Source organism: Kocuria kalidii, assembly GCF_044462225.1.
Classification (GTDB): domain Bacteria; phylum Actinomycetota; class Actinomycetes; order Actinomycetales; family Micrococcaceae; genus Kocuria; species Kocuria kalidii.
The window spans coordinates 1-15,320 of record NZ_JBISWJ010000053.1 but is presented as its reverse complement, the minus strand read 5'-3'; the positions used below and the strand labels follow the sequence as shown (position 1 = coordinate 15,320).

The 15,320-nt window shown below is 73.5% G+C and carries 15 protein-coding genes; 9 read left to right on the top strand and 6 right to left on the bottom strand.

What is annotated here, in order from left to right; all coding sequences use genetic code 11:
* The 5 genes from ACH9D3_RS07915 to ppgK all read left to right on the top strand — a co-directional run.
* Nucleotides 1-378 (top strand): MerR family transcriptional regulator (locus ACH9D3_RS07915; protein WP_396410505.1); only part of this gene is annotated, 378 nt, incomplete at its 5' end.
* A gap of 246 nt (nt 379-624) precedes the next feature.
* Nucleotides 625-2,925, top strand: a complete 2,301-nt coding sequence (locus tag ACH9D3_RS07910) for an SGNH hydrolase domain-containing protein (protein WP_396410504.1) — start codon at nt 625-627, stop codon at nt 2,923-2,925.
* Nucleotides 2,926-3,121: 196 nt separating this feature from the next.
* Nucleotides 3,122-4,648: a SulP family inorganic anion transporter gene (locus tag ACH9D3_RS07905; protein ID WP_396410503.1), complete on the top strand. Its 1,527-nt coding sequence runs from the start codon at nt 3,122-3,124 to the stop codon at nt 4,646-4,648.
* Between the two features lie 670 nt (nt 4,649-5,318).
* A complete protein-coding gene (locus tag ACH9D3_RS07900) occupies nt 5,319-5,639 on the top strand; it encodes a hypothetical protein (protein ID WP_396398505.1) in 321 nt (106 codons plus the stop codon).
* A 172-nt stretch (nt 5,640-5,811) separates the two neighbouring features.
* The gene (gene ppgK, locus ACH9D3_RS07895) at nt 5,812-6,648 is read left to right on the top strand and encodes a polyphosphate--glucose phosphotransferase (RefSeq protein ID WP_396410502.1); all 837 of its coding nucleotides are present in this window, start codon (nt 5,812-5,814) and stop codon (nt 6,646-6,648) included.
* Here ppgK and ACH9D3_RS07890 read toward each other — a convergent pair.
* Complete coding sequence (locus ACH9D3_RS07890) at nt 6,645-7,223, bottom strand: CDP-alcohol phosphatidyltransferase family protein (protein ID WP_396410501.1); 579 nt, start codon at nt 7,221-7,223, stop codon at nt 6,645-6,647. The two genes, ppgK and ACH9D3_RS07890, sit on opposite strands and share 4 nt — an antisense overlap.
* A 215-nt stretch (nt 7,224-7,438) precedes the next feature.
* Here ACH9D3_RS07890 and ACH9D3_RS07885 point away from each other — a divergent pair, with 215 nt between their 5' ends.
* A complete protein-coding gene (locus ACH9D3_RS07885; RefSeq protein WP_396398508.1) occupies nt 7,439-7,855 on the top strand; it encodes a VOC family protein in 417 nt (138 codons plus the stop codon).
* 36 nt (nt 7,856-7,891) lie between these two features.
* Here the strand turns inward: ACH9D3_RS07885 and ACH9D3_RS07880 are convergent, their stop codons facing one another.
* Nucleotides 7,892-8,443 carry a DinB family protein gene (locus ACH9D3_RS07880; RefSeq protein ID WP_396410500.1) on the bottom strand — a complete coding sequence of 184 codons (552 nt, stop codon included), beginning with the start codon at nt 8,441-8,443 and terminating at the stop codon, nt 7,892-7,894.
* Nucleotides 8,444-8,615: 172 nt separating this feature from the next.
* On the opposite strand from ACH9D3_RS07880, the gene ACH9D3_RS07875 reads away from it, so the two are divergent.
* Nucleotides 8,616-9,329 carry an HAD-IA family hydrolase gene (locus ACH9D3_RS07875; RefSeq protein ID WP_396410499.1) on the top strand — a complete coding sequence of 238 codons (714 nt, stop codon included), beginning with the start codon at nt 8,616-8,618 and terminating at the stop codon, nt 9,327-9,329.
* Nucleotides 9,326-9,985, top strand: a complete 660-nt coding sequence (locus ACH9D3_RS07870) for an HAD-IA family hydrolase (RefSeq protein ID WP_396410498.1) — start codon at nt 9,326-9,328, stop codon at nt 9,983-9,985. Before ACH9D3_RS07875 ends, ACH9D3_RS07870 begins: the two co-directional genes overlap by 4 nt.
* 82 nt (nt 9,986-10,067) lie before the next feature.
* Here the strand turns inward: ACH9D3_RS07870 and ACH9D3_RS07865 are convergent, their stop codons facing one another.
* The 3 genes from ACH9D3_RS07865 to ACH9D3_RS07855 form a co-directional block, all read right to left on the bottom strand.
* Complete coding sequence (locus ACH9D3_RS07865; protein ID WP_396398512.1) at nt 10,068-11,618, bottom strand: DEAD/DEAH box helicase; 1,551 nt, start codon at nt 11,616-11,618, stop codon at nt 10,068-10,070.
* Nucleotides 11,619-11,986: 368 nt separating this feature from the next.
* Nucleotides 11,987-12,739: an SDR family oxidoreductase gene (locus ACH9D3_RS07860; protein ID WP_396410497.1), complete on the bottom strand. Its 753-nt coding sequence runs from the start codon at nt 12,737-12,739 to the stop codon at nt 11,987-11,989.
* A 132-nt stretch (nt 12,740-12,871) separates the two neighbouring features.
* Nucleotides 12,872-13,648, bottom strand: a complete 777-nt coding sequence (locus ACH9D3_RS07855; RefSeq protein WP_396410496.1) for a DJ-1/PfpI family protein — start codon at nt 13,646-13,648, stop codon at nt 12,872-12,874.
* Nucleotides 13,649-13,879: 231 nt separating this feature from the next.
* On the opposite strand from ACH9D3_RS07855, the gene ACH9D3_RS07850 reads away from it, so the two are divergent.
* Nucleotides 13,880-14,275 carry a hypothetical protein gene (locus ACH9D3_RS07850; protein WP_396398515.1) on the top strand — a complete coding sequence of 132 codons (396 nt, stop codon included), beginning with the start codon at nt 13,880-13,882 and terminating at the stop codon, nt 14,273-14,275.
* 121 nt (nt 14,276-14,396) lie between these two features.
* On the opposite strand, the gene ACH9D3_RS07845 is transcribed toward ACH9D3_RS07850, so the two are convergent.
* On the bottom strand, nt 14,397-15,272 hold the full coding sequence (locus tag ACH9D3_RS07845; RefSeq protein ID WP_396410495.1) for an aldose epimerase family protein: 876 nt from the start codon (nt 15,270-15,272) through the stop codon (nt 14,397-14,399).
* Nucleotides 15,273-15,320: the final 48 nt, after the last annotated feature.

The window sequence follows — 15,320 nt, the reverse complement described above, 5'->3', positions numbered from 1 at the left end:
TCGCGCACCGGAGGCGGGTTCCGGGTCTACACCGAGACCGACGTGCACCGCCTCGGGCACATCAAAGCGATGAAACCCCTCGGATTCACCCTGGAAGAGATGGCCGAACTCCTCGACCTCCTCACCACCACCGGGGCCGGCACCGGCACCACCGGGGCCGGCACCGGCACCACGGACACTCCCGCCGAGACGGGCACCACCCAGACCGGCACCACCCAAGCCGGGACTCCTCAGGCCGGCGCCCCCGGGGCCGGCACCGTCCAGGAGCGGCTGGCCGGGTACCTGGACCGGGCCCGCCCGGAACGCGACAAGCTCGCCCGCAAGCTCACCCAGGCCGACGAGTTCATCACCCTCCTCGAACACCACCTCCACCCCTGACCCCGCACCACCCCATCCCGCACCGGGCCCGGACCCGGACACCACCGGCACAACAGCCACCGGCCGTCCGTGCACGCAGGAGATCTCCAGGCAGCTGTGATCGACTGCCTGGGTCCTCACCTCGGGGGACACCCCGCCGTGGCCGGCCAGCTGCGATGACGGACGGGCGTGCACACCGTGTCATCGACGCACCGGCCCTGGGTCCCGACAGGCCCCCGCCACCGACCTCGACAGGCACCGCCGCTCATGACCTTCCCGACCTCGACCACCACTGCGTCCCCGGCCGCTGCCGGACCCCCGGCGGTGCGCGCCCCGCGGACGCAGCACCGTGCGGATCTGCAGGGTCTGCGTGGGGTGGCGGTGCTGCTGGTGGTGGCCTTCCACGTGTGGACGCAGAAGGTCTCCGGCGGGGTGGACGTGTTCTTCGTGCTCTCCGCGTTCCTGCTCACCGGGTCCTTCGCCCGCCGGATCCAGGCCGGCACCCCGCTGGGGCTGCCGGCCTACTGGGCCCGGACCTTCGCCCGGCTCATCGGCCCCGTGGCGGTGCTGCTGCTGGCCGTGCTCGCGGCCGTGCTGGCCCTGTTCCCGCCCAGCCGGTGGGGGGAGCTGCTCACCCAGGCCTGGGGATCGCTGTTCTACGTGGTGAACTGGGTGCTGGGCGCCCAGGCGGTGGACTACTACGCCGGCAACTCCGCGGCCACCACCCCGCTGCAGCACATGTGGTCGCTGTCCGTGCAGGGCCAGGTGTTCCTGCTCTGGCCCCTGCTGCTGGCCGGGGCCGCCGCCGCGGCCCGGGCCACCGGCATCCGGTTCCACCGGCTGGCGTGGGCAATGTTCACCGTCGTGTTCGCGGTGTCCCTGGGCTGGTCGGTGACCGCCACCGCGGCCGGACCCGAGGCCGCCTACTTCAGCACCCTGACCCGGTTGTGGGAGTTCGCCCTGGGCTCGCTCACCGCCCTGGCCCTCACCCCCGGCGCCCGCCCCACCGACACCGCTCCCCCCGGTGCCCGCCCTAACAATGCCGACCCTGCGAATGCCGGCGCTGCCGGTGCCCGTGCGGCGGTCACCCGGTCCTCCGGTGCCGCCCGTGCGGCCGGGTGGGCCGCCGGGGTGGCCGTCCCGGCCGGGGTGGTGCTGGGCTGGGCCGGCCTGACGGCGATCCTCGCCACCCCCTTCCTCATCGGACCCGACACCCGCTTCCCCGGCGCCATCGCCCTGGCCCCCACCCTGGGGGCCGCGGCCGTCCTGGTCGGCGGGGCGCTGGCCCCGGCAGCACCGACCGGGGCCGGCCGGGTCCTCACCACCCGCCCGCTGCAGTGGTTCGGGGACCGGGCCTACGGCATCTACCTGTGGCACTGGCCGCTGCTGATCACCTACCTGCTGCTCACCGCCCGCGACACCGTGCCCGTGCCGGTCGGACTCGCCATCCTGGCCGCCTCGATCCTGCTCACCCGGGCCACCGCGCTGCTGCTCACCGGCTGGCGGGCCCTGCCCGGGATCCGCGCCGGCCACGGGGTGCGCCTGATCGCCACCGGACTGCTCGTGGCCCTCCCGCTCACCGGCGCCCACCAGTACACGCTGCTGCGCGACCCCACCGCCGGGATCGAGCGCACCGCCGAGAACTACCCCGGGGCCGCGGTGCTGCGCGGGGACGCGGAGGAGGTCCCGGACGTGCCGATCATCCCCACCGACGCCGAACGAGACCAGGAATGGGGCGACACCGGCGAGCCCTGCCCTCCCGAGGACACCCCGGAGCGGATCCGGGACCTGGGCCAGTGCCGCATCATCGAACCCGACCCCGGCACCACCGCAGCAGGCAGCCACCCGGCACGGACCCTGGTGGTGATCGGGGACTCCCACGCCCAGCAGCTGCTCACCCCCATCCACCGCGCCGCCGACGCCCAGGGCTGGCGGGTGGTCTCCTACCTGCGCATGGCCTGCCGCTACACCGCCACCCCCACCGCCGACACCGACACCGCCGACACCGACGGCACCGGCACCGACACCGGCACCAACGACACCGGCACCGACGCCAACGGCACCGACGACACCGGTGGGACCACCGAGTGCGAGGAGTTCAACGCCGCCGCCCGCGACGCCGCCCTGGACGCCGACCCGGACGCGGTCCTCACCATCGGCACCCTGTCCCTGCCCGGACCCCCGCACGAGCAGCTCGTCGCCGGCTACGAGGACGGCGTCACCCCCTTCCTCGACGCCGGCATCCCGGTCATCGCCTTCCGCGACAACCCCCGCTTCGACCACGACATGTTCGAGTGCGTGGAGACCTACGGCCCCGACCACGACCGCTGCAACACCCCCCGCTCCGAGGCCCTGCTCCCGCACAACCCCCTGGACGCCCTCGCCGCCCGCCACCCGGACCTGCACACCATCGACCTCACCGACCGGCTGTGCACCGAGAACACCTGCCCCGGCGTCGTGGGCAACATCATGGTCTACCGCGACCTCGACCACGTGACCTCCAGCTACGGCGAGACCCTCGCCCCCGACGTCGAACACCGCCTCCTCGACGCCCTCGACCGGACATGACCTGCGTCTCATCCGGGCCCCGATCGAGCACCTTACCCTGACGCCAAGGTAGAGTCGGGGACGGCTTTCCCCGGTTCACCACCGCGACCGCGAGCCGCCCCATCAGCGCGCCGTGGCGCCATCCCCGCACGCCACCTCGCGGGGAACCTGTGTCCTCCTTTCTCCCCTGCCCTCCTCCTCTGCGAACGGAGCCTCCTTGGCCACCACGACAGCCGGTCCCACCGCCGGCCCGACGCCCGAGCAGCGCCAGTCGGTGCGCCTGACCCTGAGGTCCCCCCGCCGGCTCAGGACCGAAGTGCTGGCCGGGCTCGTGGTGGCCCTGGCGCTGATCCCCGAGGCCATCGCCTTCTCGATCATCGCCGGGGTGGATCCCCGCCTGGGTCTGTTCGCGTCCTTCACCATGGCCGTGACCACCTCGGTGCTGGGCGGTCGACCGGCGATGGTCTCGGCCGCCACCGGTGCGGTGGCCCTGGTGATCGCCCCGCTGGTCGCCAGCCACGGCATCGACTACTTCATCGCCGCGGTGGTCCTGGCCGGGGTCTTCCAGGTGGTCCTGGCCCTCATCGGCGCGGCGAAGCTGATGCGCTTCATCCCCCGCTCCGTCATGGTGGGCTTCGTCAACGCCCTGGCCATCCTGATCTTCACCTCACAGATCCCCGAGCTCGTCGGCGTCCCCTGGGCCGTCTATCCGCTCACGGCCCTCGGTCTGGCCATCGTGTTCCTGTTCCCGCGGCTCACGAGCGTGGTCCCCGCCCCGCTGGTGGCCATCGTGGTCATCACCGCGGTCGCCGTGCCCATGGGCATGAACGTGCCCGACGTCGGCGACAAGGGCGAGCTGCCCGAGTCCCTGCCCACACTGTTCTTCCCGGACGTCCCCCTGGATCTGGAGACGCTCCGGATCATCGCACCGTTCGCCCTCACCATGGCACTGGTCGGTCTGCTCGAGTCCCTGATGACCGCCAAGCTCGTCGACGACATCACCGACACGCACTCGAACAAGACCCGGGAGTCCTGGGCCCAGGGGGCAGCCAACATCGTGACCGGATTCTTCGGCGGGATGGGCGGGTGCGCGATGATCGGCCAAACCATGATCAACGTCAAGGCCTCCGGCGCCCGCACCCGCATCTCCACCTTCCTGGCGGGGGTCTTCCTGCTGATCCTCGTCGTCACGCTCGGCGAGGTCGTGGCGATCATCCCGATGGCCGCGCTGGTGGCGATCATGATCTTCGTGGCCTGGGCCACCTTCGACTGGCACTCGATCCGGCCCTCGACCCTGTCGCGGATGCCGGTCCCGGAGACGCTGGTGATGCTCTCCACCGTGGCCGTGACCGTCTGGACGCACAACCTGGCCCTGGGCGTGGTCGTCGGGGTGCTCGTGGCGATGGTCGCCTTCGCCCGCCGGGTCGCCCACTTCGTGACGGTGGACCGCACCCTCGACGAGCAGCACGGCGTGCCGGTCGCGACCTACACCGTGCAGGGGGAGCTGTTCTTCGCGTCCTCCAACGACCTCTACACGATGTTCGAGTACGCCGCGGACCCGCAGCGGATCGTCATCGACCTGTCCGCGTCCCACCTGTGGGACGCCTCGACCGTGGCCGCCCTGGACTCGGTCACGGACAAGTACGCCCACTACGGCAAGGACGTGGAGATCGTCGGGCTGAACCAGGCCAGCCGCCGGATGCGGGTGCGTCTGGGCGGGATGCTCAACGGCGCCGACCACTGACCCACCGGCACCCGCAGCGAGGTGCGTTCGCACGCACAACCTTTTGTGTCTGCATGTGAACTGGATCACAACGGGGGTCTTGCCGATCGCCGCGGGATCGACCATTCTTGCTTCTCACCAGGGGATTCTGTGGTCCGTCGAGGACCATCCCCCGGCTCCCGCGACACCGACCGACAGCGCGCCGCACCCGGAGACCCGGAACGCCGCAACGACTCGGTCCGCGACCGGGAGCAGCAGGGAGCGGGGCCGGCTGGGGGGCCGCCCCGCTCCTCTCCTGTGCGCCGGCTGCACCGTGCGCCGTCGTCGCTGCCGCCGTCTCCGCGCCGACGTCGCTGCCGCTGTCGCCGCTCCGTGGTCGCGCCGTCGTCACCGCACCCTAGTCGCGCCGTCGTCGTCGTCGTCGTGGAGAAGCCGCTGCCGGTCTGGAGGCGCTCCCCGGTGCGGGCCGGATCCCGGGGGCCGCGCGGCCGGGGAGTGCGGGTCCGCGGAGTGCACCGACGGTCCGGAAAACGCACGCGCACGGATGCCGAATGGTGCTCCGCAGGCCTGTCGGCCACCATGATCGAGGCGGCGGTGTCACCGCATCGCCCCGGACGGATCCGGACCGCTGCGCAGCGTCGCGCCCGGTCCGGAACCGTCCCCGATCCGGCAGCACCACAGTGAGGGACCCATGGACGACGACAGGATCGGAGCCGTGCAGGCGCGCCTCGCCCGGCACGCCGTCGACAGCACCGGTCTCGAGCTCACCCGTCTGTGGTGGCAGTACTTCCAGCTCGGCGGCGAGGCCGGGATGCTGGAGGTGGACGCGTACCTGCACGGCTGCCTGGCCCTGCCGGCCCTCCACCGCGACCTGCTGGCGAGCGCGGTCAACGACCTGGTCCACGACGCCCCCGTCGCCCGGGTCCCGTTCTCGTGGGAGATCCTGGGCTCCCCGGACGACGCCGGGCCCCGGGACCACGGCAGCAGGCCGGGCACCGGGCCGCGCGCCTGAGCGGGTCCCCGGGGGCCGGGACCACCGGCAGCCACCCGGCGGCTCCGCGCCGACGGTGGCACAATGGGCCGGGGTGCCGGGGCCGGCGACGGCCCGCACCCGGCCGGTCGCCACGAGCCGGCCGCACCGCCCGTCGTCGCTCCGTGCTCCCACCGCGACCCTAGGATGTCGGATGGCCAACCCCTCGCTCCGTCCAGCCCCCCGCCCCGAAGCGACCGGGTGGTCGACCCTGCACCGCCACCACATCGGCGTGGACGTCGGCGGCACCCTGATCAAGTACGCCGCTGTGGACATGGCCGACGGGGAGCTGACCACCCCGGTGCTCCGGCGCCCCACGCCCGTCCCCGCCACGCCGGAGGCGGTCGCCGAGCAGCTCGCGCTGCTCGTGGAGGAACTGTCCGAGGGGCCCGGGGCCCCGCACCCCGAGTCCAGCGTCGGCGTGACCCTCCCCGCGATCATCCGCCGCGGCGTGGCGCACTCCGCCGCGAACATCGACGACGCGTGGATCGGGCTGGACGCCCGCCGGTTCCTGGCGGAGCGGCTGGGGCGCACCGTCCAGGTCCTCAACGACGCCGACGCCGCGGGCCTGGCCGAGGTCCGCTACGGGGCCGGGCGCGGGAACGCCGGAACCGTCCTGATCATCACGCTGGGCACCGGCATCGGCTCGGCGCTGTTCGTTGACGGGAAGCTCGTGCCCAACCTGGAGCTGGGCCACCTGGAGCTCGGGGGCGTCGACGCCGAGGTGCGGGCCTCGGCGCTGGCCAGGGAGCGCGAGGGACTCGACTGGCCGGACTACGCCGACCGTCTCCAGCAGTACTTCGCCCACCTGGAGTTCCTCTTCTCCCCCGACCTGATCGTGGTCGGCGGCGGCATCTCGGTCCGGCACGAGGAGTTCCTGCCCCGTCTCCGGCTGGACACACGGGTCGTTCCCGCCGAGCTGCGCAACGAGGCGGGGATCATCGGCGCCGCACGCCACGCCTATCTCGCGGTGCCTCCCCCCGAGGCCTAGCCCCGCAGGGCCTGACGGAAGTACTGCGCGCCCGCGAGCACGTGCAGGACGGCGGCCACCTGGACCATGACCCGCCCGACGTCCGTCACCTCGGGGCTGGACCAGGCCGGACCCGCCAGGACGAGCACGGTCCCGACCATGAGGAGCGCGGTCTTCGCCTTGCCGACCGTCGTGACCCGCAGCGTGCCGAGGGACCCCCGGACGAGCGTGGCGATCCCCACGACCAGGTCGACGACCGCCACGACGATCAGCACCCACCACGGGAACAGCCCGACGACGCTCGCGGCCACGGCGATCGCCACCGTCCCCAGACGGTCGGCAAGGGGGTCCATGACCTCGCCGACCCGGCTGCGCTGCCCGAGCGCACGGGCGAGGGTGCCGTCGACCCAGTCCGTGAGCGAGAAGAGGGCGACGAGGACCAGGGCACGCACCGGCCGCTCGTCGATGTCGAGGACGGCCAGCACGGCCGGCACGATGAGCGCGAAGCGCACGACCGAGACCACGTTGGGCACCGTGAGCACGCGGTGGTAGTACGGCGACTCCGCCGGCTCTGCCGTGTCCTGGTGCCGTGCCATGTGCCCTTTCCGCCCTGCCGGTGCCCTGCGCGGGCGGACCCGGAACCGTCCCTGCTGCTTCCGAGGGTAGTCCGTCGGCGCGCCGGAGGGACCGGCATCTCCGGGACCGGGCGTGTTCGCGGGCCCGCCGTCGGCCCGGCAGACGTCTACGCTGGGCCCGTGGGGCGGGGCCGTTCCCGCCGCTAGAGCCCCAGGAGGCCGTCGTGGACCCTCGCGTGCACTTTCTCACCCTCTCCACCCCGGACCTCGACGCCGCCCGGGAGTTCTACGTGCGGGGTCTCGGCTGGGACCCTCTGCTCGACGTCCCCGGCGAGATCCTCTTCTTCCAGACGGGCCCCGGGACGGTGCTGGGCCTCTTCGACGCCGGGAAGTTCGCGGCGGACCTCGGCGTCCCGGACGCGTCCCCGGCCCGGGGCGTGACCCTCGCGCACAACGTGGACAGCGAGGAGGCGGTGCGCGCGGCCGTCGGGGCGATGACGGCCGCCGGCGGCACCGTCCGCACGGCGCCGCGGCCGGGCGCCTTCGGCGGGATCTACCACGCGCACGTGGCCGACCCCAACGGCGTCGTGTGGGAGATCGCGCACAACCCGGGGTGGCGGGTCGACGACGACGGGACCGTGCACCTCGGCTGAACGCGCCGGGCCGCGGACGGGCCGGCAGCGGCCGGCTCAGCCGCGGACGTCGAAGCGCAGGTGGTGCTCGACCTCGTGCAGGAAGTACACGGCGAAGCTCGCCACGGTGAAGTCCTTGCCGTCCCCGCGCCGGCCGGTCCGGGCCCACTGGTCCTCGGTCACGGTGTCGAAGGCGTCCGCGGTGGCGCGGAGCTCCTGCGCCACCTCCCCGGAGACCTCGTAGGGGTCCTGCAGGTCGTACCGCTCCCCGACGGCGGCGGCGTCCTGGTCCCAGTCCGCGAAGACCGGGTCCTCCTCGTCGAGCATGAGCCGCAGGCGCTCGCGGAAGATGCGGCCGACGTCCCGCACGTGGCACGCGTACTCGAGCGGGGACCACGTCCCCGGGCGGGGCCGGTCCGTCGCGCCGGGCCCGTCGAGCACGGCCACCCAGCGGTCGACCGTCGCCCGCGCCCGCTCCCCCGTCGTCGTCACGTCGTAGCGCGGGTCGAACCCGCAGTCGGCGCAGCCCCGGTCGAGCACCACGGTCCAGTCCTTGGTCTCGGGCGGAACCGGGGTGCTGTCGGGGGTGCCGGGGCGCTCGGTGGTCATGCGGTCAATGTACCCGGGGACGCGGCGATGCGCCGGGGCGGGACGCCGCCCACGGCTCCCGCCGGTCCGGAGTCCGTCCTCGTCCCCGTCCTCGTCCTCGTCCTCGTCCTGGTGCAGCGGGACCCCGGGGCCGGATCCGGCGGGCCCGGGGAGCCCCGGTAGGCTGGAGCGCATGCCCTCCCCCGGATTTCCGCACGCCGTCCTCTTCGACCACGACGGGACCCTCGTCGACACCGAGCCGCTCTGGGACCGGGCCAAGCAGGACGTGGCCGCCGAGCACGGTCTGCTCTGGACCCCCGAGGACTCGCTCGCGACCCTGGGCCTGCCGGTCGCGGCCACCATTGCCCGCCTGCAGGCCGTCGGGGTGCCGCTCGACGACGACCAGCTGGTCCGGGCGGTCTTCGAGCACAGCGTCCGGGTCCTCGAGGGCACGGAGCTGACGTTCATCGACGGCATCGCGGAGCTCCTCGAGGACCTGGCCGCCGCGGGGATCCCCGCGGCGATCGTCACCAACGCGAGCTCGGCGATGGGCCGGCACACCGCGACCACAGCACCGGAGGGCCTGTTCCGGGTGGTCATCGGCACGGACGAGTACGCGCAGGGGGTCCGCCCCAAGCCGGACCCGGACGCCTACCTGGAGGCGGCGCGCCGCCTCGGGGTGGACCCCGCACGGTGCGTCGTGGTCGAGGACTCCCCCGCCGGGGCCGCGGCGGGGGTCGCCGCCGGCATCCCCACGGTGGTCGTCCCCGGTGAGATGGAGGTCGAGCGCGGCCCCGGGCTGCTGCACCTGGGATCCCACCGGGAGCTGACCCTCGAGCTGCTGCGCTCGCTGGACCCGCAGTCCCCGTCGTCGCCCTTCCACCCCGTGCAGGAGACCCGCCCGTGAACTCCCACCGCTTCCCCGCCGCCGTCCTGTTCGACCACGACGGCACCCTGGTGAACTCCGAGCCGCAGTGGGCCGTGGCCAAGCGCGCGGTGGCGGGCCGGTACGGCGTGGGCTGGAGCACCGAGGACGACCACGCCACGCTGGGGAGGACGGTGCCCACGTCGGCGCGGCTGATGGTCGAGCGCGGCGCCGAGGGGACCGTGGAGGACATCACCGCCGAGCTCGGGCGGGAGGTCGCGGCCTCGCTGACGGGCGAGGTGCCGTTCCTGCCCGGCATGCGTGCGCTGCTGGACGAACTGCAGCAGGCGGGCATCCCCGGGGCGGTCGTGACGAACGCCCTCACCGTGGTCGCGGAGGGCACCGCGTCCGGGGCGCCCGCGGTGCTGCGCGTGGTCGTCTCCCAGGAGGACGTGGAGCACGCCAAGCCGCACCCGGAGCCCTACCTGCTCGCGGCGCGGCGGCTGGGGGTGGACCCGGCGCGGTGCGTGGCGGTCGAGGACTCGCAGACGGGGGCGGCGAGCGCCGCGGCGGCCGGGATGCCGGTGGTCGTGGTGCCCGGCGAGCTGCCGGTGGAGCCCGCGCCCGGCTTCGTGCTCGTGGACGCCCACACGGACGTCACGCTGGAGTTCCTGCGCGGGCTCCTTCCGTCCGCCTGACGGACGACGAGGGCCCGTTCCCCGTCCCGGTCCGCGATGCGGAACAGGACGGGGAACGGGCCCTCGTGGGAGGTGCCGGGACTCAGCGGGTCGCGGTGCCCTGGGGGGACGACGCGCGGCGCGGGCTCCGGGTGCGGCGACGGGCCGCCGCCTGCGTGGAGCGGTCCGGTGCGGACTCGGTCGAGTACGTGGGCGTCGCCGAGCGGGTGGGCGCCGCGGAGCGCGCCGGTGCCGCGGAGCGGGAGGCCGAGCCGTTGCCGGGGCGGGAGCCGCCGCGGTTGCCGGTCTCGCCGCGCTGGTCGCGGGAGGCGCCGCGCGGCTGCTCGGAGCGGTTCTGCCCGCCGCGGCCGCGGTTGCCGCCGGAGCCCGCACGGCCGCCGGAACGGCCGGCGCCGGAGCGCTGGCCGCTCGCCGGACGGCCCTGGGCCTGGACGGGCTGCGGCACGTAGGCGACCTTGTCGGCGAGCTCGCCGACGAGGGCCGTGACGGCCGGGGAGCCGACGGTCACGGTGTCGAAGTTCGCGGTGACGCCGGCGGCCTTCATGAGCTGCGTGACCTCGCGGCGCTCCTCCTTGGTGGCCACCGTCACGACGGAGCCGGAGGCGCCGGCGCGGGCGGTGCGCCCGGAGCGGTGCAGGTAGGACTTGTGCTCGGTGGGCGGGTCGATGTGCACGACCAGCTCGACCTCGTCCACGTGCACACCGCGGGCGGCGACGTCCGTGGCCACGAGCACGCGCACGTCACCGGCGGAGAACTGGGCCAGGTTGCGGTCGCGGGCGTTCTGCGACAGGTTGCCGTGCAGGTCCACGGCCGGAATGCCCATCTGGCTGAGCTTGCGGGCCATCTTCTTGGCGCGGTGCTTGGTGCGCGTGAACATCACGCGTCGGCCCGTGCCGGAGGCCAGGGCCTCGATGAGCTCCTGCTTCTCGTCGGCGTCCACGACCAGGACGTGGTGGTCCATGGTGGACACGGACGCCTGCGGGGCGTCCACGGAGTGCTTGACCGGGTTGGACAGGAACTGCTTGACGAGCTTGTCCACGCCGCCGTCGAGCGTCGCCGAGAACAGCAGCCGCTGACCGCCCTGCGGGGTGCGCTTGAGGATGCGGGTGACCACGGGCAGGAAGCCCATGTCGGCCATGTGGTCGGCCTCGTCGATGACCGTGACGCGGACGTCGTCGAGCGTGAGGATGTTCTGCTTGAGCAGGTCCTCGAGCCGGCCGGGGCAGGCGATCACGATGTCGGCGCCCTTGGCGAGCGCCTTCTCCTGGTTGCGCTGGGAGACGCCGCCGAAGATGACGGTGGTCGTCTGCCCGGCGGCCTCGGCCAGCGGGGCGATCGCGCGGTCGATCTGGGTGGCCAGCTCCCGGGTGGGGGCCAGGACCAGGCCGGTGGGCCGGTTGGCCCGCCGGGCGGCGCGGGCGCCGTTGCCGGTCAGCCCGGCGAGCCGGGACACGAGCGGCAGGGCGAACGCCACGGTCTTGCCGGAGCCGGTCTTGCCGCGGCCGAGCACGTCACGGCCGGCCAGCGAGTCGGGGAGGGTCTTCTCCTGGATGGGGAACGCCTGCTCGATGCCCTGCTGGGCGAGGACGGCGGAAAGGGCCTCGGGCACGCCGAGGTCGGTGAAAGTAGCCAAAACTGGGATACGTCTTTCGATCGGATGTCCCGGCAAGGGGGTGACGCGCCGGGTTGCGCCGAATGACTCCTGGAGCCCCTGCGAGCGGGCTGAGACCGTCTGGAACGGTGCCACGCTGGAAGAAGAACGGGGTGCTCGACGCCTGCCTGCTCACCCGGACCGGGGAGCAGTGCCATGTGCAATACGGTCCACCCTACAGCACCCAGGACCCGGCCGCGCCGGATGTGGCGCAGAGCACGGCCGCGCCCCCGCACCCGGCGCGCCCCGACGCACCGGACGCACCGGGTCGGTGCGAGGTGCCGCGGCACGTGCCGGCATCCCGCACCGACCCGGTGCGTCTCGCGGGAGGGGGTGTCCTGCGGGGCGGGCTACAGGGCGGTGTAGCCGCCGTCGACGAGGTAGTACCCGCCCGTCATGAAGGACGCCCGGTCCGAGAGCAGGAACGTGGTCAGGGCGGCGACCTCCTCGGGGCGGCCCAGCCGGCCGAGCGGGTGCTTGGCCGCGAGCCCGTCGAGGACGGCGGCGGGGACGGTCCTCAGCAGCGGGGTGTCGATGTAGGCGGGTCCGACGGCGTTGACCCGCACCCCGCGCTGTCCGTACTCGACCCCGGCCTGCTTGGTGAGCCCGACCACGCCGTGCTTCGCGGCGGTGTAGGCGCTGTTGCCCCCGGCGGTGGCCACGGTGCCGTGGACGGACGCCATGTTGACGACCGCACCGCCGCCGGCCTGCTCGATCGCGGGCAGCTGGTAGCGCAGGCCGAACATGACGGCGTGCAGGTCGATCTGCACGGTGCGCACCCACGCGTCGAGGTCCGACTCGCCGACGGCGTCCACGGTGCCGCCGATCCCGGCGTTGTTCACCGCGAGGTGCAGTCCGCCGTAGGTCTGCTGGGCGAACTCGACCGCGGCCTCGCAGTCCTCGGGCTTCGCCACGTCCTGCCGGAAGCCCGCGGCGTCGCCGCCGGCGGCCATGATCGCCTGGACGACGTCGTCGATCCGCCTCGTGTCGATGTCCGTCACGACGACCTTGACGCCCTGCGCCGCGAGGTCCCTGGCACAGGCCTCGCCGATGCCGGAGGCGGCCCCGGTGACGAGCGCTACCTTGTCCGTGAAGTCAGCCATGTGGTTCTCCTGCCGTGTGTGCGCCGGCCGGACCGGGCGGCCCGACGCCCCCAGTCTGTCGGGAAACGGCGGGACCCGCGAGGAGCGCGCCCGGGGTCGCCGCTCGCGCGCTCCTCCCGCCCCGGCCGGGCCTCAGCCGTCGTCGTCCTCGGACTTCTCGGCGTCGTGGGCCCGGCGCAGCGCGGCGGAGTCCGCCTCCTGGGAGGCCTTCTGCCCGCGCACCACCTCGGTCAGGAGCTTCGTCATCTCCTTGGCCACGCCGGCCGCGGACTGCGGGTTCTGGCCGGTGACGAGACGGTCGTCCACCACCACGTTCTCGCTCCAGTTCGGCGCCGTCCGCACGTCCGCGCCCTGTTCGACCAGCTTGTCCTCGAGCAGGAAGGGAACGGCGTCCGACTTCCCGACCTCGTCCTCCTCCGCGTTGGTGAACGCGGCCACCTTCCGTCCCTCGACGATGCGCAGCCCGGTGGAGAGTTCCACGTCGACGAGCCCGGCCGGTCCGTGGCAGACGGCGCCGACGACTCCCCCGGCGTCGTGCACGGTGGCCACCAGGGACTGCAGGTCGGGGTTGCCGGCGAAGTCCCACATGGTGCCGTGCCCGCCCACGAGGTACACGGCGTCGTACTGGGACGGGTCGACCACGCTGATCCGCGGGGTGTTGTACAGGGAGGCCCGGACCGTCTCGTCCTCGAGGTACTGGCGCTGGACCTCGTCCTCCTCGTCCTTGCCGTCCTGCGGGGGCTGCCCGCCGGCGATGGACGCGAAGTCGACGAAGTACCCGGCGTCCCGGAAGACCTTCCACGGGTGGGCCGCCTCGCCGACGAAGTAGCCGGTGGGCCCGCCGGTGTCCCCCAGGGTGTCGTGACTGGTGAGAACGAGCAGAACCTTCTTCATGGTCTCGATGTCCATGTCTGTCCTTCCGTCGGGTGGCGGGACGCGGACGGCGTCCCGCGGGCGGATGGCCAGCCTAGGCACCGCGGTCCGCCCCGGGGGAGGGTGTTCGCTCCGGGCCGGTCCCGCGGGCAGGGAGCGAGGCCGCCCGGACGAGGGGCGGGGCCTCCCCCGATGAGCACGGAGACCTCCCCTGATAGGGTCGTCGACGACTCAATCACCCTGATCACTCTTCCCGAAGGAACGACCATGAGCCTCTCCAACGCGATCCTGCGCGGCGTCTCCGGCGCCTACCTGCTGCAGTCCGGCTACGGCAAGAAGGACCTCCCCACGGAGGCCGCCGCAGGTCTCCAGCAGTTCGCCGCCACCGGCGTGCCCCAGTTCAAGGAGTGGGACGCCGATGCCTTCGGCAAGTTCGTGGCCTACTCGGAGATGGGCATCGGCGCGGCCCTGCTGACGCCGTTCGTGAACAAGCGCCTCGCCGGGCTGGCCCTCGGCGCGTTCTCCGCCGGGCTGCTCTCGATGTACTTCCGCAACCCCGAGATGACCCAGGAGGACGGCGTGCGCCCGACCGAGGCCGGCACAGGCCTCTCGAAGGACGCCTTCCTCGCCGCGATCGCAGCGGCCCTGGTCGTCTCCAAGTAGGCACCTCCACCGGAGAGCACCGTCTCCGGAGAGCACCGCGGGTGCCGCTCGTCCGCCCGGACGAGCGGCACCCGTTCTGCGTCCCGGCCCGGCCGCGCCGGCCGCAGGACCGGCCGGTCCGTCAGGCGGGAGGCCGGCCGGGGTCCTCCGCCGTGGTCTCCACCGTCACCCGGTACCGCATGGTGTGGGTCTCGTCCGGCTCCAGGTGCACGGCGTCGGAGTGGGTGTTCGCGCCCTCCACGCACACGAAGTCCGTCCAGCCGTCCGGCCCGATGTCGGGCATCGCGGCGGCCAGGTCCGCCCCGGGGTTCCACACCACGGTGGTGTCCGAGTTCTCCTTGCGGATCCGGAGCACGCGCCCGAGGGCCGGGTCCACGACGGCCACCTCGGCGGACGAGCGGTAGACCCGGTCGGTCTCGCCGTCGAACCCGAGGTCCCCCTCCTGCACGCAGTCCTCCCGGTCCAGGAACTTGTCGCGGTAGGTCGCACCGTCCAGACCCTCGACCCGGGCCTTCCGCACGTCCCCGACCACCAGGTAGGCGTGCAGGGCCTCCTCGAAGTCGAACGGGCGCTCGTCGGTGTTCGTGACGCTGAGCTCCAGGGACAGCCCGGCCCCGAAGCGCACCACGTAGTACGCCTCGAACCGGTACGGGAACTGCTCCCGGTGCGCGGGGTCGGTGACGTCCGCGTCGGAGAGCCGGTAGACGACCACCGCCTCGTGGTCCGAGGACTCGCGGGACTCGACGTGCCACCGGAGGGTCCGGGCGAAACCGTGCTTGGGCTTCCGCCCGCCCTCCGCACCGTCCGCGAACCACGGGAAGCAGATCGGGACACCGCCGCGGATGGGGCTGCCGGTCTCGAGCGCCGTGCTCGGGGACAGCCACAGCACCGGGGCGTGGCCCGTGGGGATCCAGTCGGTCGCGTGCGCGCCCTGGTCGTAGACGGCGCCGGTGGCGTCCGCGCAGGAGAACGGGCGGGGATCGGGGAGTTCGCTCATGCCCCTCAGGCTAGACGGCGGGCCCGGCCCCCGTCAGGCGGCCGGGCC